The organism is Asanoa sp. NPDC049475, assembly GCF_040676915.1.
Taxonomy (GTDB): Bacteria; Actinomycetota; Actinomycetes; order Mycobacteriales; family Micromonosporaceae; genus Asanoa.
The window spans coordinates 565,759-586,567 of record NZ_JBFAPY010000006.1 but is presented as its reverse complement, the minus strand read 5'-3'; the positions used below and the strand labels follow the sequence as shown (position 1 = coordinate 586,567).

The 20,809-nt window shown below is 71.0% G+C and carries 17 protein-coding genes; 8 read left to right on the top strand and 9 right to left on the bottom strand.

Features of this window, described 5'->3' with window-relative positions:
* Window positions 1–45: 45 nt before the first annotated feature.
* Both AB0J88_RS27005 and AB0J88_RS27000 read right to left on the bottom strand, forming a co-directional pair.
* The gene (locus AB0J88_RS27005; RefSeq protein WP_364361960.1) at window positions 46–714 is read right to left on the bottom strand and encodes a response regulator transcription factor; all 669 of its coding nucleotides are present in this window, start codon (window positions 712–714) and stop codon (window positions 46–48) included.
* Window positions 707–1,876: a histidine kinase gene (locus AB0J88_RS27000; protein ID WP_364361962.1), complete on the bottom strand. Its 1,170-nt coding sequence runs from the start codon at window positions 1,874–1,876 to the stop codon at window positions 707–709. The genes AB0J88_RS27005 and AB0J88_RS27000 overlap by 8 nt, the downstream gene beginning before the upstream one ends.
* Before the next feature lie 163 nt (window positions 1,877–2,039).
* On the opposite strand from AB0J88_RS27000, the gene AB0J88_RS26995 reads away from it, so the two are divergent.
* The 3 genes from AB0J88_RS26995 (at window position 2,040) to AB0J88_RS26985 (ending at window position 4,278) form a co-directional block, all read left to right on the top strand.
* Window positions 2,040–2,405, top strand: coding sequence for a YciI family protein (locus tag AB0J88_RS26995; protein WP_364361996.1), 366 nt, complete (start codon window positions 2,040–2,042; stop codon window positions 2,403–2,405).
* A 31-nt stretch (window positions 2,406–2,436) separates the two neighbouring features.
* Window positions 2,437–3,657: an RNA polymerase sigma factor gene (locus tag AB0J88_RS26990; RefSeq protein WP_364361964.1), complete on the top strand. Its 1,221-nt coding sequence runs from the start codon at window positions 2,437–2,439 to the stop codon at window positions 3,655–3,657.
* 207 nt (window positions 3,658–3,864) lie between these two features.
* Window positions 3,865–4,278: a four-helix bundle copper-binding protein gene (locus tag AB0J88_RS26985; RefSeq protein ID WP_364361966.1), complete on the top strand. Its 414-nt coding sequence runs from the start codon at window positions 3,865–3,867 to the stop codon at window positions 4,276–4,278.
* Here the strand turns inward: AB0J88_RS26985 and AB0J88_RS26980 are convergent.
* Together AB0J88_RS26980 and AB0J88_RS26975 are read right to left on the bottom strand one after the other, a co-directional pair.
* On the bottom strand, window positions 4,275–5,438 hold the full coding sequence (locus AB0J88_RS26980; RefSeq protein ID WP_364361968.1) for an NAD(P)/FAD-dependent oxidoreductase: 1,164 nt from the start codon (window positions 5,436–5,438) through the stop codon (window positions 4,275–4,277). The two genes, AB0J88_RS26985 and AB0J88_RS26980, sit on opposite strands and share 4 nt — an antisense overlap.
* Window positions 5,435–6,049, bottom strand: a complete 615-nt coding sequence (locus AB0J88_RS26975; RefSeq protein WP_364361970.1) for a PadR family transcriptional regulator — start codon at window positions 6,047–6,049, stop codon at window positions 5,435–5,437. Before AB0J88_RS26975 ends, AB0J88_RS26980 begins: the two co-directional genes overlap by 4 nt.
* Window positions 6,050–6,169: 120 nt before the next feature.
* On the opposite strand from AB0J88_RS26975, the gene AB0J88_RS26970 reads away from it, so the two are divergent.
* Window positions 6,170–7,411 carry an MFS transporter gene (locus tag AB0J88_RS26970; RefSeq protein ID WP_364361972.1) on the top strand — a complete coding sequence of 414 codons (1,242 nt, stop codon included), beginning with the start codon at window positions 6,170–6,172 and terminating at the stop codon, window positions 7,409–7,411.
* Here the strand turns inward: AB0J88_RS26970 and AB0J88_RS26965 are convergent, their stop codons facing one another.
* A complete protein-coding gene (locus AB0J88_RS26965; protein WP_364361974.1) occupies window positions 7,412–7,600 on the bottom strand; it encodes a DUF1918 domain-containing protein in 189 nt (62 codons plus the stop codon).
* A 117-nt stretch (window positions 7,601–7,717) separates the two neighbouring features.
* Here AB0J88_RS26965 and AB0J88_RS26960 point away from each other — a divergent pair, with 117 nt between their 5' ends.
* From AB0J88_RS26960 to AB0J88_RS26950, 3 genes are read left to right on the top strand one after another with little or no spacing between them, the layout of a single operon-like run.
* The gene (locus AB0J88_RS26960) at window positions 7,718–8,662 is read left to right on the top strand and encodes an ATP-binding cassette domain-containing protein (protein WP_364361976.1); all 945 of its coding nucleotides are present in this window, start codon (window positions 7,718–7,720) and stop codon (window positions 8,660–8,662) included.
* Complete coding sequence (locus AB0J88_RS26955) at window positions 8,659–9,408, top strand: ABC transporter permease (protein WP_364361978.1); 750 nt, start codon at window positions 8,659–8,661, stop codon at window positions 9,406–9,408. Before AB0J88_RS26960 ends, AB0J88_RS26955 begins: the two co-directional genes overlap by 4 nt.
* A 14-nt stretch (window positions 9,409–9,422) precedes the next feature.
* Window positions 9,423–10,385, top strand: a complete 963-nt coding sequence (locus tag AB0J88_RS26950) for a membrane dipeptidase (RefSeq protein ID WP_364361980.1) — start codon at window positions 9,423–9,425, stop codon at window positions 10,383–10,385.
* A 34-nt stretch (window positions 10,386–10,419) separates the two neighbouring features.
* On the opposite strand, the gene AB0J88_RS26945 is transcribed toward AB0J88_RS26950, so the two are convergent.
* From AB0J88_RS26945 to AB0J88_RS26930, 4 genes are all read right to left on the bottom strand, one after another.
* Entirely contained in the window at window positions 10,420–15,291 is a 4,872-nt protein-coding gene (locus AB0J88_RS26945) for a DNA repair ATPase (RefSeq protein WP_364361982.1), read from the bottom strand.
* Entirely contained in the window at window positions 15,284–17,299 is a 2,016-nt protein-coding gene (locus AB0J88_RS26940; protein WP_364361984.1) for a flotillin family protein, read from the bottom strand. Before AB0J88_RS26940 ends, AB0J88_RS26945 begins: the two co-directional genes overlap by 8 nt.
* Entirely contained in the window at window positions 17,299–17,889 is a 591-nt protein-coding gene (locus AB0J88_RS26935; RefSeq protein ID WP_364361986.1) for a hypothetical protein, read from the bottom strand. The genes AB0J88_RS26940 and AB0J88_RS26935 overlap by 1 nt, the downstream gene beginning before the upstream one ends.
* Before the next feature lie 98 nt (window positions 17,890–17,987).
* Entirely contained in the window at window positions 17,988–19,511 is a 1,524-nt protein-coding gene (locus AB0J88_RS26930; RefSeq protein WP_364361988.1) for an amidohydrolase family protein, read from the bottom strand.
* A 136-nt stretch (window positions 19,512–19,647) separates the two neighbouring features.
* Here AB0J88_RS26930 and AB0J88_RS26925 point away from each other — a divergent pair, with 136 nt between their 5' ends.
* On the top strand, window positions 19,648–20,712 hold the full coding sequence (locus AB0J88_RS26925) for a serine hydrolase domain-containing protein (protein ID WP_364361990.1): 1,065 nt from the start codon (window positions 19,648–19,650) through the stop codon (window positions 20,710–20,712).
* Window positions 20,713–20,809: the final 97 nt, after the last annotated feature.

Genomic DNA, 20,809 nt, shown 5'->3' with positions numbered 1-20,809 from the left:
GCTGATCGCGTCGAAAGAGGATCGCCGTCCGGAGTGGACTCCGGCTCACTCGCCGGAGCGAGGAACCACCAGTCCGGCCTCGTACGCGAGGACTACCGCCTGCACCCGGTCGCGCAGTCCGAGCTTGGTGAGCAGGTTGCTGACGTGCGTCTTGACGGTGTGCTCGGTGACGTAGAGCTCGGCGGCGATCTCCGCGTTGGACAGCCCACGAGCGACGGCCTTGAGCGTCTCGGTCTCCCGCACGGTGAGGGCGGACAATCGCGTGTCGGACGGTCGCGGGGCCGCGGCGCGCGACACCACGTCGGCGATCAGCCGCCGGGTCACCGTCGGTGCCAGCAGGGCCTCGCCGCCGGCCACCACGCGCACCGCGTTGACCAGGTCGTCGCGGCGCATGTCCTTGAGCAGGAAGCCGCTCGCGCCCGCCCGCAGCGCGTCGTAGACGTACTCGTCGAGGTCGAAGGTGGTCAGCACGAGGACCCGGGTGTCGGAGGCGGCGCAGATCTGTGCCGTCGCCGCGATGCCGTCGACGTGCGGCATCCGCACGTCCATCAGCACGACGTCAGGGCGCAGCCGCTCCGCCGCGACGATCGCCTGCGCGCCGTCGGCGGCCTCGCCGACCACGGTGATGTCGGGCTGGGCGTCCAGGATGAGCGCGAACCCGCCCCGGACCAGCTCCTGGTCATCGGCGACGAGCACGCGGATCGGGTCAGCCATGCGGCCGCGCGGGTACGACCTTCTCCACGACGGGCAGCGTAGCGTGCACGCGGAACCCGGGGCCATCCGTCGCGGCCCCGGTCGACAACGTGCCGCCACACGCCGCCACCCGTTCCCGCATGCCGATCAGGCCGTGCCCGCCGGTGCCGCCCGGACGCCGGCTCGGGCCGCGCCCGTCGTCGCGCACCTCCAGCACCAGCGCGTCGTCGGACCAGCTCAGCTCCACCTCGACCCGGGCCGCGCGGGCGTGTCGGACCACATTGGTCAGTGCCTCCTGCACCACCCGATAGGCGGCGACGGCGGTGTCCGCGGCGATCGGCCGCCGGTCGCCGGTCTCGTCGAGCGTGACGGCGAGGCCGGCCACCCGGGCCTGCTCTACCAGCGGCGCGATGGCGTCCAACCCGGGCTGCGGTGCCCGGGTCGCGGGCTCCGAGCGCAGCACGCCCAGCGTGCGGCGCAGCTGGGTGAGCGCGTCGCGGCCGGCGTCGGCGATCGCGTCGAACACCTGCTCCGCCCGGGCCGGGTCGCGCCGGACCACCACCGGGCCGGCCTCGGCCTGCACGACGATGAGGCTCACCGAGTGCGCGAGGATGTCGTGCATGTCGCGGGCGATCCGTTCGCGCTCGCGGGCGGCGGCCTGGGCGTAGTCGGCCGCGAGCTGCTCCGCGCGGGCCTCCAGGTTGGCGATCAGGCCGCGCCGGGAGCGGGCGATGGCGCCGAGGGCGTACGCACCGCCGAACAGGATCACCGAGGCGCTCACCGGCAACAGGCTGTTCTTCGGTGTCAGCGAGACGCTCAGCCCGACCACCGTGCCGATGATGCCGAACGCCCGCCAGGCCGGGTTCGCCAACGAGGCGAACGTGTAGGTCGCGACGAGCTGTCCGAACGGGACTTCTTTGATCAGGTCGTTGACCGCGAGGACGCAGGTGGCACAGCCGGTGAGGAGCGTGACCGGGACGGGCCAGCGCCGGCGCCACGCGAGCGGCAGGGAGCTGAGCGCGGCGAAGACGTACATCGTCAGGGTGTCCTCACCGTCGACCACCGGTGAGGCGATCGTCGCGAGATAGCAGAGCAATGCGATGACCGAGTCGACGACCAGCGGCGGCAGCCGGTATGCCGCGTCGGTCACCTGCCGGACGGCTCGGCGCGCCTGCTCGACCACGCTGGCAGTATCCGCCGCGCCCACCGGCCCGCGCCTCCCTCCCAGGAGGGAGCTCGAAATTAATCTGGGGTGCTGTCGAAAACGGCGGCTCCCCGTTCGACCACCGGGCAGAGGAAGGTCGCCGAGGGCGGCCCGAGACACAGGAGGAAACATCGTGAAGGTCATGGTCATGATCAAGGGGACCGGCGCCGACGAGGGCAAGATCGCTCCGACCGCCGAGATGCTGAAGACGATGGGCGAGTACAACGACAAGCTGATCAAGGCCGGCATCATGCTGGACGGCGGTGGGCTGCGCCCCAGCTCCGACGGTCGCCAGATCGTCTTCGAGGGCGGCACGACCTCGGTCGTCGACGGCCCGTTCACCGAGTCCAAGGAGATCATCGCCGGGTACTGGGTGTGGCAGGTCAGCTCGATGGAGGAGGCCGTGGAGTGGGCGCGGCAGTGCCCGAGCGACCCCAACCTCGGCGTGCGCTCGGTGCTGGAGCTCCGGCCGTACTACGACGAGGCCGACTTCGCGGACCTGAGCTGACGGACGGCTGATCGGGGAGGGGAGGGGCGACATGGACGCACGGCGGACCGTCGAGGCGGTGTGGCGGATGCATTCCGGGCGGCTGGTCGCCTCCCTCACCCGGCTGGTCAACGACGTCGGGCTGGCCGAGGACTTCGCGCAGGACGCGTATCTGGCGGCGCTCGAGCAGTGGCCGCGCGACGGCGTGCCGGACGAGCCGGCCGGGTGGTTGCTCACCACGGCCCGCCGCCGGGCGATCGACATGATTCGTCGAGAGGGGGTACGCGACCAGAAGTACGCCCTGCTGGCGGTGGACGAGGAGGCCGGCGCCGCCACGGCGACCGACGAGGAGCTGCTGTCACTGGTGTTCGTGGCGTGCCACCCCGTGCTGGCGCAGGAGTCCCGCGCGGCGCTGACCCTGCGGATGGTCGGCGGCCTGAGCACCGACGAGATCGGCCGCGCGTTCCTGCTGCCGTCGGCCACCATCGGCCAGCGGATCTCGCGGGCCAAGCGCACCCTGGCCGAGGCCGAGGTCCCGTTCGCGCTGCCCGACCCCGACGAGCTGCCGGCCCGGCTCAACGCCGTGCTGGAGGTCGTCTACCTGATCTTCACCGAGGGCCACGCGGCCACCTCCGGCGACGACTGGATCCGCCGGGACCTGGCCGAGCAGGCGATGCGCCTCGGCCGCGTCCTGGCCGCGTTGATGCCCGCCGAGCCCGAGGTGCACGGGCTCGTCGCGCTGATGGAGCTCCAGGCGTCGCGCTTCGCGGCCCGGATCGGCCCGTCCGGCGAGGCGGTGCTGCTCGAGGACCAGGACCGGTCGCGCTGGGACCGCACGCTGATCGCCCACGGCTTGACCGCCTTGGCGCGCGCCCGGCGGTTGCGCAAGCCGCTCGGGCCGTACACGGTGCAGGCCGCGATCGCCGCCTGCCACGCCCGTGCGCCCAGCTTCGCCGACACCGACTGGGCCGCGATCCTGGCGCTCTACGACGCCCTGTCCCAGTTGGCCCCGTCGCCGATCGTGCGGCTCAACCGGGCGGTGGTCCTGTTGCAGGTGGACGGTCCGCAGGCGGCCCTGGACGCGGTCGACGAGCTCGGGAGCGATCCCCGACTGGGCCGCTACCACCTGTACGGAGCGATCCGCGGTGACCTGCTGCTGCGCCTGGGCCGCCGGGCCGAGGCCGCGGAGGAGCTGGAACGGGCGGCCGGCCTGGCACCCACCCGCCAGGAGCGCAACCTGTTGATGGAACGCGCGGCCGCCGCGACCCGATGATTGAGGCGCTGGCCGCCGGGGCACATCGACGGGCATGGCTTCGAAACGGCGCTGGTTTCTTGGCGGCTCAGCTCCCTGGTCGCCTTCGCCTTGTCCGTGAAGTCACTCATGGCGACACGGTGCCCGGTAGGCCACTGCTCGAACGCCGGCTGACGGCATGAGGTCGACGGATGCGGGAATGCGGCACGTGACGACAAGGAGGCAATCATGACGACGTCCACGCTGCCCATGCTGGAGACCTACCCGCAGGCGATCAGCCTGGATCGCATCCAGCTCGCGGCCACCATCGACATTCTCGACGACTGCGCGGAGGCGTGCACGGCCTGTGCCGACGCGTGCCTGAGCGAGCCCGACGTGGCCGAGCTCGTCAGGTGCATCCGCACGAACCTCGACTGCGCCGACGTCTGCGCGACGACCGCGCGGGTGCTGTCGCGGCACACCGGCTACGACGCAACGATCGGCCGGGCGATGCTCCAGGCCTGTGTCATCGCCTGCTCCGCCTGTGCCCAGGAGTGCGGCCTGCACGCCGAGATGCACGAACACTGCGGCATCTGCGCCGACGCCTGCCGCGCCTGCGAGCAGGCCTGCCGAGACCTGCTCGCGGCGATGGACTCCGCTTAGGCCGCAGCCGCCCAGTCGACGTGGTAGTCGAAGACCTTGCGCTGGGCCGCGCTGTTGGCGGCCAGGCGCAGGATCGTGGGCAGCATCGCGTCGCGGATCACCCGCCCGACCGGGCCGGCGGCCTTGCTGCTGTTGTTGCGGGCGGCGGCCTTGATGATGGCTTCGACCCGCGGGCGCCGCGCGGCCTCGTAGCGGGCGAAGGCGTCCGCCGGTGAAGCGTGGTCGCGCAGGCACTTGGCCAGCACCAATCCGTCCTCGATGGACAGTGAGGCTCCCTGGCCCGACGTCGGTGTGGGTGCGTGTGCCGCGTCGCCGACCAGCACGACCCGGTGGGAGTGCCAGGAGCGCAGGCCGCGTACGGACGAGATCGCGTCCATCGGCACCAGCTCCGTCGTCGCGTCGATGACCGCCAGCGCCGGTCCGGCGTCGTCGGCGAACAGCTCGCGCAGCCGGGACCGCCAGTCGACCGACGCCAGCTCGCCGCGGGCCGGCTCGCGGCGGTGCGGCACGTTGGCGAACCACCACACCTCGTCGCCCGGCGCGACCAGGTAGCCGAAGAACGCCCGCCGGCCGAAGATCATTTCGTAGTGGCCCGGAGGTGCGTCGACCGCGGCCACCGGTGGCGCGAAGCCACCGTTCCCGACCAGCCCGGCGTAGGCCGGCGGCGGGGCGGCCGGGTCGATGGCCCGGCGGACCGCGGAGTGGATCCCGTCGGCGCCGATCAACACGTCGGCCGATGCGGTGCTGCCGTCGGCGAACGAGGCCCGCACGCCGGTCGACGTCTCGGTCAACCCCACGAGCCGTTTGCCGGTCACCACCGGGATGTCGCGCGCGATGGCCTCGTCGTGCATGCCCCGGTAGAGGTCAGCGCGGCGGAGCGTGAAGCTGCGCGACCCGCCGGTGCTCGACTCGCCCAGCACCTTGCCCGTGGTGCTGCGCAGAGTGATGCCCGGCGTCGGGAAGGCATCGGCGAGGGCCGACTCGTCGGCGTCGAGGACGCGCAGCGCGTCGACGCCGTTGGGGGCCAGGGTGAGGAACGCGCCGCCGCGCGGCGTGGTCGACGCCTCGTAGACGGTGGCGTCGATGCCGGCTTTGCGGAGCGCCATGGCGGTCGCCGGCCCGGCGATGCCACCACCGATGACGAGTGCGGTGCGAATCATGACTCGTGCCCCTTCTGTCCTGTGTGGAAGGCAGCCCATTGCGGACCCCAGCCCGTGTCTGGATCGGTGATCTGGCCGATGAACCGCTCGACGAAGGCGATCTCGGCGTCGAGCAGCGCGCCTCGGTAGTCCTCCTCGACGAGGAACAGCGGGTGCAGCCCGTTCGCGAGCGCGCCGTCGACCAGTGAACGGGTCTGCTCGCGCAGGGAGGCCAGGCGTTCCAGGCGCTGCCGGAGCAGGGTGACCGCCTCGTCGGGCGGCAGCGCCGCGATCAGGGAGAGCGCCGCGACGAAGTGCGGGTATTCGTGGTCGGGCTCGCCGACGAGCTCGCGCAGCCAGTCGCGCAACTCCGAACGGCCGGCGTCGGTGATCGCGTAGACCGTGCGCTCCGGCCGCTGCCCCTCCCGCGTGGTCTCCTGCTCGGCGACGAAGCCGGCCTTGGCGAGCTGCCCGATCACCATGTAGAGCGAGCCGTGGTTGAACCGGATGCTCCGGTCGTCGCCGTTGTCGCGCAGCATCCGCGACAGCTCGTAGGGGTGTTTCGGCCCCATCGTCAGGTAGGACAGCACCGCCAGAGCCAGCAGATTGCCGACCTTCCGCTTCGAAGCCACCGCGGGACCTCCTTCAGTTGAGTCCAACTATCCATGACTGAATAGTCAGAGTCAACTAATGAAATCGCGACAGGTTGCGTACGGCCATGGATGCCTGTTGGGTCGTTACCCATGGGGCAGGTGAGACGGCGACCGCTGGTGGCGTTCCTGGTCGCCGAGGGCGCGTCGCTGGCCGGCAACAAGATGACCATGCTGGCGCTGCCTTGGCTGGTGCTCGACACCAGCGGCTCCCTGACCCGGGTCGGCCTGGTCGCGTTCGCCCAGACCGGCTGCTACGTGCTGGTGAAGATCGCCGGCGCGCCGTGGATCGACCGGCTGGGTCGCAAGCGCTGCGCGGTCGCCGGTGGGGTGGCCAGCGCCGCAGTGCTCGCCGCCGCGCCGGTGCTGAGCCACTCGGCCGGCCTGCCGTTCGCCGCGCTGCTGGTGATCGTCGCCGCGCTCGGCGCGGTGCAGAGCATCACCGACGCGGCCAAGCGACTGATGGTGCCCGACCTCGTCGCTGCCAGCGGTGCGCCGCTGGAACGGGTGACCTCGCTGTACGCCGGCGTCGAGCGGCTCTCGTTCCTCCTGGGCACACCGGCCGCCGGCCTGCTGATCACCTTGCTGGGCGCGGTGAACGTGCTGCTCCTCGACGCGGCCGCGGCACTGCTGGCGGCGTCGCTGATCGCGGCCGCGGTGCCGGCGGCGCCCCGGCAGGAGAGCACCGACGGCTACCTGGAGTCGTTGCGGGTCGGGCTGCGTTACGTGCGCACCGACCGGCTGCTGCTGGCCATCTCGGCGCTGCTGCTGTTCGCGAACCTGATCGACCAGGCGACGATGGCGGTGTACGTGCCGGCCTGGATCAAGCAGGTCTTCGACAACCCGTCGCTGCTGGGCACGATCGCCGGCGCGTACGGCCTGGGCGCGGTGTTCGGTTCGATGGTGTTCGCCTGGCTGGGGCCGCGCCTGCCGCGCTACGCCACGTTCGCGGTGTCTCTGCTGCTGGCCGGTTCACCTCTGCTCTTCGGCATGGCCTTGACCACCACCCTGCCCCTGCTGCTCGCCATCTGCGTCTGGGCCGGCGCGATGTCGGCGTCGATCAATCCCATCATCAGCAGCGCCATGTTCGAGCGGGTGCCGCAGGACCTGCATGCCCGGGTGTTCGGCTTCACCGGGTCACTGGCGTGGGCGGGTATTCCGCTCGGCGGGCTGCTCGGCGGCCTGGTTCTGGACACGCTGGGTCGCACGCCGGGACTGTTGCTCTCGGCGTTCCTCTACCTCGGGGTCACCCTGCTCCCGCTGGTCTTCCGGCGCACGTGGCGCGAGCTCGACAGGGACGAGCTGCCCACCGGCGTCGAGCCGGCGGCCGCGGTCAGCGGCTGATCACTCCTCCTGGCGCTCGACGTGGGCCTCGGTGCCCGGGAACACCAGTCCTTCGGTGCCGTCCGGCCAACGAACCAGGTACGGCGGGCTGCCATCGGAATGGCGTACCTCGACGATCTCACCGAGCCGCCGCGGATCACCCACGTGGATGCCCTCGACGACGAGTCGGTCACCTACCTCGGCTTGCATGACATGCCTCCTCGACCCGCTCTTTCCCCCGCATTTCCGACCCACACCTTGACGGCCGCTGGGACTGTAGTGCAACACTAGAGTCCGACTATAGAGTTCGCCTCTAAGGAGATCACGATGCACGCTGTCGAGGCGTCGGGGCTGGTCAAGGCCTTCGGCGCGACGAGGGCGGTCGACGGCATCGACCTGACCGTCCCGACCGGCTCGGTCTGCGGCTTCCTCGGCCCGAACGGTGCCGGCAAGACGACGACGATCCGGATGCTGGCCACGCTGTTGCGCCCGGACGCCGGGCAGGCGCGGGTGTTCGGCCACGACGTGGTCGCCGAACCGGCCGAGGTGCGCGCCCGGATCAGCCTCACCGGCCAGTACGCGTCGGTCGACGAGACGCTGACCGGTCGCGAGAACCTGACCCTGCTCGGCCGGCTGCACAAGCTGTCGCGAGCCGCCACCGCGGACCGGGCCGACGAGCTGCTGACCGCGTTCCACCTGGCTGACGACGGGGACCGGCTGGTCCGGACCTACTCCGGGGGCATGCGCAGGCGACTCGACCTGGCCGCCGGCCTCGTGGTGCCGCCCGACCTGCTCTTCCTCGACGAGCCGACCACCGGCCTGGACCCGCGCAGCCGGCGCGAGGTGTGGCGGCTCGTGCGTGAGCTGGTCGCCGACGGTGCGACCGTGCTGCTCACCACGCAGTACCTGGACGAGGCCGACCAGCTGGCCGATCGGATCGCGGTCATCGACCACGGGCGGCTGGTCGCCGAAGGCACCAACGGCTCACTGAAGTCGTCGATCGGCGGCGGCACGCTGCGGGTGCGGCTGCACGACCCGGCCGAGCGGGAGGCCGCCCGGCGCGTGTTGGCCCGGGCGCTGGGCGCGACCGAGCCGGCCGCGAACGATCCGGCCGAGCTGACCGCACGGGCCGACGCGGCCGGGGGCGCGGCGGCGGCGCTCGCCGAACTGTCGTGGGCCGGCATCGAGATCGCCGAGTTCGCGTTGAGCCAGCCCACCCTGGACGAGGTCTTCCTCGCCCTCACCGCCGCACCGAAGGAGACGGTCGCATGACCACTACGACGCTGGTGTTCGGCGGCCGGGCACTGAAGAAGTTCCGCCGCACCCCGATCCAGCTCCTGGACGTCGCCGTGCACCCGGTGGTGTTCACGCTGATCTTCAGCTTCCTGTTCGGTGGGGCGGTCGGCGGCTCGATCGACGCGTACATCGGCTATCTGGTCCCGGGCATTCTGGTGATGACGCTCCTGGTGACGACCGGCACCACCGGCGCCGCGCTCAGCGTCGACATCGCCACCGGGGTGTACGACCGCTTCCGCACGCTCTCGATTCGCCCGAGCTCGGTGCTCTTCGGCGCCCTGCTCGGGGATCTGGTCCGTTATGTGCTGGCCTCGATCGTGGTGCTGGTGCTCGGCTTCACACTCGGCTTCCGGCCGGGCGGCGGGCTCGTCGGCGTGGTGGGCGCCGTCCTGCTGGTTCTGCTGTTCGCGGTCAGCCTGTCGTGGGTCTGGACCCTCCTGGCGCTGACGTTGAAGACGCCCGGCGCGGTGCTCGCTTTGACCCAGGCGGTCCTCTACCCGTTGTCGTTCTTCAGCAACATCTTCACCACACCGGCGACCCTGCCGGGCTGGCTCCAGGCGTTCGTGGACGTCAACCCGGTCAGCCATCTCGTCAGCACGATCCGGGCGCTGATGGCCGGCACCGCACCCGGGGCGGCGCTCGGTTGGCTGCTGCTCGGGTGTGCGCTGCTGACCGCGGTCTTCGCGCCTCTGGCACTGCGGAGGTTCCGGGCCGCGGGTTGAGGCATGATGCGGAGATGGATCAACGGCTGCTCTGGGAGCAGCACTGCTGCCTCCCGCTGGTGCCCACGGCCGACCTCGACGAGCTGACCCGCTACGCCCGACCCGGCGGCGCGTACGTGTCGGTCAACGTCGGCTTCTCGCCGCACTCGACGGAGCTGGTCTTCGAGCTCCTGCACACCTGGCGCCGCGGGGTGACCGAGCACGACCAGCTGACCCTGGTCGACGGGGTGGCCGACATCGACGCGGCGACCCGCGCGGGCCGGATCGGCGTGGCCTTCGACCTGGAGGACTCGGGACCGCTCGGCGGGCGGCTGGAGCGGGTCAAGGAGTTCTACGACCTGGGCGTACGCACGCTTCTCCCGACCTACAACCTCCGCAACGCCGCGGGCTCGGGCTGCATGGACGAGTTCGACGGGGGTCTGACCGCGTACGGGCAGGACCTGGTTCGAGAGATGAACGCGGTGGGGATGGTGGTCGACGGCTCGCACTGCAGCATCCGCACCGGGCTCGACCTGGCCGCGATGACCCAGGCGCCGATGGTCTACAGCCACTCCTGCATGCGGTCGGTCTGGGAGCACGAACGCAACATCACCGACGACCAGGCGAAGGCTTGCGCGGAGACGGGCGGGGTGGTCGGCATCACCGGCGTGGGCGTGTTCCTCGGCCCGAACGACGCCAGCGTGGAGGCGATGGTGCGCCACATCGACTACGCGGTGGAGCTCATCGGCCCGGAGCACGTCGGCGTCGCCTCGGACTACTCCTTCGATCTCGAGGACCTCAACCGCGAGATGGCCCTGAACCCGGAGCTGTTCCCGGAGCCGTACCGGCGCTACGGCCCGATCAAGATCATGCCGCCGGAGGACCTGCTCCGGGTCGAGCGGGCGCTGCTCGACCGCGGCTACCCGGCGGAGGCCGTCACCGGCATCCTCGGCGGCAACTTCCGCCGGGTGGCGGAACAGGTCTGGAAACCCCTCTGAGAAAGATCCATAACCGATCTGACTCGGATCCGAGTCATGCTCCGGAAATTGATCTTCTTAGGGTTGCTTCGACTTCGCTGATGCGGTCGGCGACCAGGCCGACCGCGCCGACCGCGCGGGCCATCGGGTCGTCGTCGGCGCCGCCGAGGGCGCGCTGGCGCAGGTAGGCCGCCTTGACCTCCGACCAGCGAGCCGCCTGCGACGGGGTCAGCCGGCCCCGCAGGTCGGCCAGCTTGAGCAGGTTCGCCTCGGCCGCCGCGGCCAGCGTCTGGGCCTCGCCGACGTAGTGGTCGTCGAGGACCGCTTCCAGCTCGTCGTCGTTCATCACCGGCAGGATGCGCTCGGCGAGCTTGTTCATGTTGCGGTACGAGCCCTGGAGCAGGAACGGCGGCTCCGTGCGGGACGCGTCGTCCTGGCCCGCGGACGCGATGTAGGCCCGGTTGACCGACAGCACCACGTCGCGCACCCGCAGCAGCTTGCCCAGCACCGAACGGATCTGGGTGAGCTCGACCGCCGGGTACGGGTGTGCGAGCTGGTCCGGCAGCACGGACGTGTCGCCCCGGGCCATGCGGACCAGCAGCTCCACGTCCCCTCTATCCCTAGTGGACAGTGGAGCCAGCACCGGGTTGGCGGTCAGCGCGTTCTCGACGTAGCTGAGCGCGAACAGCTCGTCCCGACCGGACAGCACGTCGCCCAGGTTCCACACGTCCGCGCGGTTCGCGAGCATGTCGGGCACCCGGAAGCGTTTGCCCGACTCGGTGTACGGGTTGCCGGCCATGCACACCGCGAACCGTTTGCCGCGCAGGTCGTACGTCCGCGTCTGGCCGTTCCAGACCCCCTCCATGCGGCGCTGGCCGTCGCACAGCGAGATGAACTTCTGGAGGAGCTCGGGCGACGTGTGCTGGATGTCGTCCAGGTAGAGCAGCACGTTGCTGCCCATCTCCAGCGCGAACGAGATCTTCTCGACCTCCTGGCGCGCGGTCGCGTCGGGAGCTGACGCCGGGTCGACCGACGTGACCGCGGTGCCCAGGGCCGGGCCGTTGACCTTGACGAAAACCAGCCCGAGGCGGCTGGCCACGTACTCCATCAGCGTGGTCTTGCCATAGCCGGGCGGGGAGATGAGCAGCAGCAGGCCGGACTGGTCGACGCGCTTGGCGTCACCGGCCGCGCCGACCTGCCGGGCCAGGTTGTCGGCGATCAACGGTAGGTAGACCTCGTCGAGCAGGCGGTTGCGCACGAAGCCCGACATCACCCGCGGCTTGTGCTCGTCCAGCCGCAGCCGCCGGCCGGCCTCCTCTGCGACCCGCGTTCGGAGCCGCTGGTACGCGCGGTATGCCGGCACCCGGTTGTCCCGGAACCCTGCCGTGCGGGCCAGCACCTCGTCCAGCCGCAACGTGAGCTGCCGCGAGACGATCCGGGGGTGCGTGCCCAGCAGGCCGTCGACGGTCGCGGTCAGCTCGGCCGACGATTCGTACCGCGGGACGTCACAGAGCTCGATCGCCACCGCTTCGGCCAGGAACTCGCTCTGCCCCGCGTACGCGGCCAGCCAGGCCTCGACGAGCTGGTGCCGCGCGGCCAGGTCCGTGCCGAGCGCGCGTAGGTCCTCGTCGAGCTCGCGGGCGCGCGGGCGGCCCAGCGCCTTGCGGAAACCGGCCAGCAGCGACCTGGCGCCCGCGCTGGTGCCGAAGCCGTTGCCCGCGGCCAGCTCCTCGAACAGATACTCGCCGGCCAGCGGATGGTCGGGCAGTCCCGGGCCACCGACGAAGGCGGTGACCGCAGCCGACAACTCGGCCTGGAGCTCGTCGATCGCCGGTGAGCCCCCGAACGCCGCGCGGGCGCGGGCGAGCGACGCGGCTCGGCGGGTCCACAGTGGCTTCGTCGCCTCGGCCGCGCCGTGGGCCCAGAAGAGCTGGGCCGCCGCCCGGGCCGCCGGCGGGTAGCGCAACAGGCCGGCGCCGGCGTGCAGGCGCAGCAGCGCGTCGAGGACCGCGGTGGCGTCGGCGTCGTGGATGCCCCGCTCGTAGCCCTCGTCGATGCGCTCCTCGGCGGCCCGCCGCACCAGCTCGCCCAGGGTGCCGCCGGCGGCGGCCGCGTGCAGCGCGTCAAGGTCGGCCGTGGCCAGGATCGAGGTGGCCAGGAACTCCGCGCGACTGACCGACGGCGACTCGGAGACCAGCGGCTGGTCCCAGAACTCGCCGGTCGTGCGGAACTCCGGATCGTCGACCGGCGCGCGAAAGTCGGTGCCGGTGACCGCGACCGCCATGGCCCCGTCGTGCGGCACCAGCGCCAGTTCGATCGCCTGGGTGTTGACGGCGAACCGGTGCCGGCCGAGCTGGATCGTCTCGCCGCCGTCGCGGAACAGGTCGATCCGGTCGCGCAGCGCCCGGCCGGCCTCCTGCCGGGTCGCCTTGACCCGGCCGTCGAGCTCTTCGCCGCGGACCGCGTCGCCGAGCGCGCGCAGCTCGTCGGCGACCGAGCGGAGCTTGGCCACCATCGGGTCGCCGGCGAAGTACGTGTTGACGTCGTCGAGAGTGTCCATCGTGGACGCGCGGCGGCGGACGCTGGTCAGGATCCGGTCCGCCGACTCGACCAGGCGGTCCGCGCGCCGCGAGCGCTCATCGACCAGTGCCTGCTTGCGGGCCGAGAACGCCTCGTAGACGTCGGTGCGCTTGGTCGAGAGCTCGGTCAGGAAGTCGTCGAACTCGCCGTAGCGGGACTCCAGGACCTCCACCTGGAGCAGCAGACGGCCGAGCTGGTCGTCGCACGCCTCAGGGGTGTCGCAGGCCGCCAGTGCGCCGGTCACGGCCTGGTTGAGCAGCGCGAACTCGGCCGCGAAGCCGGCCCGGCCCTCGACCGCGGCCAGCTCGCGGCGGCGGGCTTCGAGGGTGGCCCGCGCCCGGTTGACCGCGCCGAGCACGTCGCCGATTCGTTCGAGGATGGCGGTGCGCACGGTCGCGTCCGCGATGTCCAGCGTGCCGACCACGTCGGTCACCAGGCGCAGCGCGTCGGCCTGCTCGGTGAGCTTCTCGCCGACCGGTGCGGCGGCCGCGACGGTGGGCACCTCGGCACCCTCGGCGGTGAGCCGCTCGACCTCGGCGCCGTAAGCGGCGAACGCGTCGTCGCGCTCGAGGAAACCGACCGCCCGCCGGGCCGTGGCGTCGAGCTCGGCGGCCAGCTCCGCGGCCAGTGCGTCGATCCGGGCCAGGTCGACGTAGCGCAGCTCCCGCAGTGTCTCCAGGTGACCCTGGGCGCGACGCAGGTCGGCGAGCTGGCGGATCCAGCCGTCGGTGCTCGTCGGTGGTTCGCCGTTGACCCGGCGCAGGAGCGAGGCCAGATCGGCCGCGGCCGTGTCCAGTGCGGTGCCGGCGGCGGCGGTGAGGGCCTGCACGCGCTCGTACTCGTCGAGCACCTGTTCGGCGGTCGCGCGTACCTCGGCGAGCGGGGTGCGCAGGTCGCACAGCTCCGCCTCGCCCAGCCAGTGGTAGTGGTCGAAGACCCGCACGCACGCGGCGATCAGCGCCTCGAACACCGGCACCGACGGGCTCATCTCGCCGACCATCCGCGCCACCGACAGCGCGTCGGAGATGCCGCGGACGAGATCGGCGTTGCCCACCCGGGCCAGCGGGCCGGTGCCGGCGGGCTGGCGGGCGGCGTACGCGTCGGATCGGAACGGGGTCTGCCAGACCTGCATCGGGTGTACGCGGGTCGGCTCGTCGGAGGTGGCCCGGAAGACCACGAGCGTGCCGTCGTCGAACAGCGAGTAGCCGTGGCACGCGAGCGGCGTCGCGACCTCCTTGCGGATCACGTTGTAGGGCAGCAGCAGGCTGCGTCCCTCGACGACCGCGTGGAAGACGTAGAGCACGTCCTCGCCGTTGGGTGACCGGATCAGCCGCTCGAACACCAGGTCGGCCGTGTCGGTCTCGAACGTCTTCACCACGCCCGTGGTCAGGTAGTAGCCGCCCGGGAAGATGATCCCGTGGTCCTCCGGCAGCCGCTGGCAGGACTGCCCGATGCCGTCGAGCCGCACCACGTCCTTGGTGCGCGTGTTGAAGACCAGATGACGCCAGGCGCTTTCCTTGTACGGCCGGACGCGGAGCAGGATCAGCGGACCGACCCGCGCCCAGTGCACGTCGGCGTCGGCCAGGCTCTGCAGCGGCTGCTCCACCGGCTCCGCGTAGATGCCTTCGCCGGACTCGGTGTTGTCTTCGATCTTGAGGGTGAGGTCGCCGCCGACCGTCTCCACGAACAGCTCACCGGCGATCGAGATGTGCGGGTGCCGGCCGAGCACGTGGTCGTCGCGGGTGGTCTCCACCCACTCAAGGTCGTGGCTGGGCGGGAAGACGTGGTCGCGCTCACCCCGGTTGTCGACGTATGCGACGGTGCCGTCCGGGGCCGTGGCCCAGCGCAGCACGCGGATGTCCTCGGTGCGCGGGCCGGTCTGGAAGACGGCGAGCAGCTTCCCGTCGACCTCGCGCAGCGTGGCGAGGCGGGTCTCCCGGTAGTAGCGGTAGAGCTCCGCGAAGTCGCGCTGGAACGTCTCGTCGTCGAGCAACCCGGGCACCTCGGCCGGCGGCACGTCGTCGAACCGGAAGGCGTCGCCGTCGCGCAGGAACCGGTGCAGCGAGAACACGTCGCCGACCGAGGTCTCGGGCTTGAGGCCCAGGAACACGTTGTAGCCGAACAGCATCACGCCGGCGGCCGGCACGATGTCGCGCGGCACGCAGTTGTGCTCGGTGCGGACCCGGTCGGTGCCGACCAGCCGGAGCTCGGTGCTGCCGAACTCGGCCAGCCGCCGGGCGTTGAGCTCCTCCGCCCGGCTGGCCAGCTCGGCGGACCGCGCCGCCAGCCGGTCGCGCAGGACCTCATAGGTGCCGGCGTCCAGAGTTGCCGTGGCCTGCTCAGCCACGGGCGGCCGACGAGTTGAGCGCGGCCAGCGGCGCGTCCGCGACACCGAGCTTCTCGGCGGCCGTCAGGAGCTCGCGCAGCTTGCCGGAGTCGTTGCCGCCTGCCTTGATCTGCTGGAGCAGGAACGCCGAGAGGGTCAAGTTGGTCACGTCGGCCGTGTTCACCTTGCCGAGCAGCTTGCCGAGGTCGTCGGCGAAGCTGGACGAGCCGTCGAGCCACGGGCCGGCCAGCGAGGTGGCCACGGTCGAGTTGCCGACGAAGCCGTCGACGCTCTTGCCCGTCGAGATCGCGCCGATCAGGCGGTCGAAGAAGATGCTGTCGCCGCCGACGATGTCGATGTCGGCCTTCTCGAGGCCCTTGCCGATGAGCTCGGCCTGCGCCTCGGCCACCTGCCGCTGCACGTCGATGCCGGCGAGCCGGATCTCCTTCTCGGCCTCCAGGCGAAGGCGGTATTCCTCGTGCTCGCGGGTCGCGTCGTCCAGCGCCGCCATCGCGGCCGCCTTCTCGGTCAGACCCTCGGCCTCGCCCTTGAGCTTCTCGCGCATGCCCTCGGCCGCCGCGATCGCCTTCTCCCGCTCGACCACCGCTTCGGCCCGGCCGACCTTCTCGATCGCCTCGGCGTCGCGCTCGCGCACCTGCACGTCGGCCAGCCCGGCGGCGGCTGCCTCGGCCTGCGCGCCTTCGGCCAGCCGGATCTTCGCCCGGGTGTCGAGCTCGGCGGCCTGCTGCCGGGCCTCGGCGAGGACGAGCTGCTCGCGGGCGCGGTGCTTGGCCGAAACCTCCGCGGCCTCGGCCGCCTTGATGTCCTTGACCAGGTTCTCCTGCGCCATCGCCTCGGCCTGGATGATCGTCGACTGGCGCAGGCGCTCGGCCTCCTCGACCACCCGCAGGCGCTTGATGTGCTCCTCCTGCTCGGCGACGGTCTTCTCCACGGCGATCCGCTCGCGGATCACCTCGGCGATCGACCGCTTCTCCGCCTCGACCTCTTTGTTCTTGGCGATCGTCGAGAGCTCGGTCTCCCGCTCGCGACCGATCACCTCGAGCATGCGGTCCTTCTCGATCCGCTCGGTCTCGATCGCGATGACGCGTTCCCGGTTTTTCTCCGCGACCGCGATCTCCCGGGCCTGGTTCTCCCGCTGGACGCCGAGCTGCTCGTCGGTGCGCAGGTTCGCGGAGTTGTAGCGCAGCCGCTGCTCGGCCCGGACCAGCTCGGTCTCGGCCTCCTCGCGTGCCCGCATGGTGTCGATCTCGCGCTTCTGCTTGATCTCCGCGTCGGCCTGTCGGCGCTCCAGCTCGAGTATGGCTTCCTTCGCGTCGACGTTCTGGCGTGTGATCTCCTTCTCCTCGTTGCGCCGGAACTCGTTGGTGCGCACGTGTTCGGTGGCGGTCAGCTCGGTGATCTTACGAATGCCCTGCGCGTCGAGGATGTTGCGCGGGTCGAGCTGGTCGAGCGGAGTCTGCTCCAGCACGTCGATCGCCGCGTCCTCGAGCGAGTATCCATTGAGGTCGGTGCCGATGACGGCGAGGATGCGGTCGCGGAACTCGTTGCGCTTGGTGTAGAGGTCGACGAAGTCGAGCTGCTTGCCGACCGTCTTCAGCGCCTCGGAGAACTTGGCGCTGAACAGCTCCTGGAGCGTCGCCTGGTCGCTGGCGCGCGCGGTGCCGATCGCCTGGGCCACCTTCACCACGTCTTCGGCGGTCTTGTTGACGCGCACGAAGAAGGTGATTTTGATGTCGGCCCGGATGTTGTCCTGACAGATCAGGCCGTCGTTGCCGGACCGCTCGATGTCGATGGTCTTCACCGAGATGTCCATGATCTCGGACTTGTGGAACACCGGCAGCACCACGGCACCGGTGAACGTGACGTCCACCTTGCGGGTCTTCGAGATGATCAGCGCCTTGCCCTGCTCGACCTTCTTGAACAGCCGGCTGACGAGCAGCAGGACGCCAAGGAGTACGAGGATGAGCACCACGACGAGGACGAGGAACCCGAGCGAGATGACGTCCATCAACGGTCCTTCGATCGATTCGAGAGGTCGGCCGGCACGACCCAGAAGAACTCGCCGGCGGAGTCGTAGTCGTAGATGACCGCGCGGGTGCCGACCGCGAACGTGTCGACACCGGTCTGGCGCACCTGCACGATGGCCGACGACCCGTCGGCGGCGTGCACCTCGGCCTGGCCGAAGTCGATGGCCACGCGGCCGGTGCGAATGACGCACTCCCGGCCGACGAAGTCATGACGAGAAGCCTCGGGCGCGGTAGGGAAGAACCGGCGCAACGGCCGGCGAAGCAGGTTGGCGACGGCCCAGCCGACCACCAGGCTGGCGACCAGCACCAGGACCTCGAAGACGGCGTTGTCGGGCAGCACGACCGTGCCGACGAGACTCGCGAACCAGGCAACCGCGACCACAATGGACAGCACGATCGTCGCCGGTGTGCCACCGAGCCCGAGCCGGTCGAGAATGCCGTCGAGCCCGCCGTCGGTCTCGGTGTCGAGCCCACCCGCCAGCACGACGATCCAATAGCAGACGACGACCGTCAGCAGGACGGTGAAGACCACGGACGGAAAGCCCAGAGTCGTGTCGATGAAGTCGCCCACCGGTCGAAACCACCCCCATGAATGTTCCTCAGGATGATGGCATGGGCGCACAAGCACGGGGTCATCCGAATGGCCGGATGACCCCAGGCTGTCGCGGTCTAGCAGGGGCAGCGCGCAACGAGCGGTGTCGGCGCGGGCGGTGCGGCGGAGGCCGCCTTCTTGACGTCGTCGAGCATCCGTCGGCGGGAGGCCGGGTCGATCACCTGGCCGCCGACGACCACCGAGTTGATGCGGGTCGTGTTGCGGATGTCGCGCAGCGGGTCGGCGTCCAGCAGCACCAGGTCCGCGACCTTGCCGCGCTCGATCGTGCCGCGGTCGTCGGCGCCGAGGTAGCGCGCCGGCTCCAGCGTCGCCGTCTGGAGCACCCGCAGGTTCGACAGGCCCGCCTGGGACAGCCGGGCCAGCTCGTCGTGCAGGCTGAAGCCGGGCACCAGGTAGGCCGTGCCGTTGTCGGTGCCGGCCATCAGTGGGACGCCCGCGCGGTCGAGGTCGTGGACCAGGCGGAGGCGGCGCTCGAAGATCTCGCGACCGCGGGCGTCCTGCTCCGGGGTACGCCCGTCCAGGTAGATCATGTCCAGGGCGAACTGCCAGAACTCCTGCGTCGCCGCCGGGACGTACGCGTAGCGGGGGTCGGTCATCGGGGTGTCGCCCGGCAGGTCGGTGAACGTGTGCAGCACCAGCGTCGGTGTGACCCGCGTGCCGTTGCGGGCCAGCCGGGCGAAGACGCCGGCGGCCTTGTGCCGGTCGAAGCTGCGGGCGGCCGCGTACTCGTACGGATGCATCTTGTTGAGCCAGCCGTTGTATTCGCCGCCCGCGATCGGCACCGACGTGATCGCGCGGCGCAGCTCGTCCTCGCGGCTCGACGTGTCGTACCAGACCTGGAAGAGATGCTCGACGCTCGCGAGGCCGGCGTCGCTGGCCTCGGTCAGCTGGACGAAGTCGGAGACGTGCCCCAGGAACGGGATCCGGTGCCGTCGCGCCTCGTCGGCGATGGCGAAGAAGGACCGTCGTGACAGTCGGGTGTAGACCTTCACGAAGTCGGCGCCGGCGGCCTGCTGCGCCCGGACCGTGGCCCGGGCCTCCTCGGGCGTGGCGACGGCGATGTACGGCGCTCCGAGCCCCTCCCACAGCGACGGCGAGCCGTCGACGATCGGGCTGCCGACGGTGTAGCGCGGCGCGAGCCGGGTGCCGGCCTCCACCTCGCGGCCCCAGCGGGCGACGTCCGCGTTCGCGCTCATCTCGCGGACGGTGGTGATGCCGTTGGCGATGTTCAACGGCGGCTCGATCGCCTCGCCGTCGAACGTGTGGTTGTGCATGTTCGCCAGGCCGGGGATGAGGAACCTGCCGCGCCCGTCGACCACGTCGGCGCCCAGCGGCACGCCGAGGCGGCGGCTCGGTTCGACGGCGAGGATGCGTCCGCCCCTCAGCAGCACGGTCATGTCCCGCTTCGCGGGCGCACCGGTCGCGTCGATGACGGTCACGTGGGTGATGGCGGTCACGTGGTCGACGGCGGACGGCACCCGGGGCGTCGCGCTTGCCCGGCCGGTCCCGACGGCCGCCCCGGCTGCCAGCCCGAATGCCCCGGCGAGCACCGAACGACGGGAGAAGTTGCTGCGCTGCATGGCTGGCACCCCTTCGCGTTTGTGTGGTGCCTCCACGATCGCCCGAGCACCGGGCCGGGGTCATTGCCGTGAGCGGGCGTATCGACGGTAGGGAAAGCCCCACTAATCCGGTTGTGCGTCGCCGTAGCGTGGTCGTGTGATCGAGAAGGATGAGCTGCGGGAACAGGTCCGCGCGACGGTGGCCGGCCTGATCGCCGACGGGCGCGAGACCGGCGTGCAGGTGTGCGCCTACCTCGGCGGCGAGGTGCTCCTCGACGAGGCGTTCGGCGTGGCCCACGACACACCGATCTTCAGTTTCTCCACCGGCAAGGGGCTGACCGCGACGGTCGTGCACGTGCTGGCCGAGCGCGGGGAGATCGACTACGACCTGCGGATCGCCGACGTCTGGCCGGAGTACGCGGCACACGGCAAGGGCGACACCACCCTGCGGCACGCGCTCACGCACAGCGCCGGCGTGCCCGCGTTGCCGGCAGACATCACCCGGGCCGAGCTGACCGACTGGGACCACATGTGCGCGCTACTGGCCGACATGACGCCACTGTGGACACCAGGGTCGCGTTACGGCTACCACGCCTGGACGTACGGCTTTCTGGTCGGTGAGACCGTCCGCCGGGCCACCGGGCGCGCACTGTCGCAGGTGTTGGCCGACGACGTCGCCGCGCCGCTGGGCGCCGACGGTGAGCTGTTCCTGGCCGTACCCGATGGCGATCTGCCGCGGTTGGCCACGCTCGAGGACGGCAACCTGTCGGAGGCGATGGAGTCGATCAGCAAGTTCCTGGTCAACTTCGACCGGATCGCCCCGCCTGGCGTGCGACCCGGCGTCGAGCTCGGCAACGACCCGGCGGTGCTCCGGGCCGAGGTGCCGGCGGTCGGCACGGTCACCGCGCGGGCGGCAGCACGGATGTACGCGGCGCTGATCGGCGAGGTCGACGGCGTGCGGCTGATCTCGCCGGAGCGGCTGCGGGAGGCGACCACGCTGGCGATGACGGGCGACGACTGGGCGACCGGCTCCCCGGCCCCGCGCGGCCTCGGTTACCAGCTCGACGACGAGTTCTTCGGCGCGAGCGGCAACGGCGGCAGCATCGCGTACGCGTTCCCGGCCCTTGGGCTGACCGTCGCCGCCACGAAGACCCTGCTGTCGGCAGGCAAGGACGACCCGATGGAAGACCTGCGACGGTTGATCCGCCAGACATTTCCATAAGTTCATCTTTTGCACGCTCACGGGCCGTAACGGGCCTCCAGGATCGGCGGGACCACCGATCCCAGGAGGAACGAGATATGTCCCGTTGGCAACGACG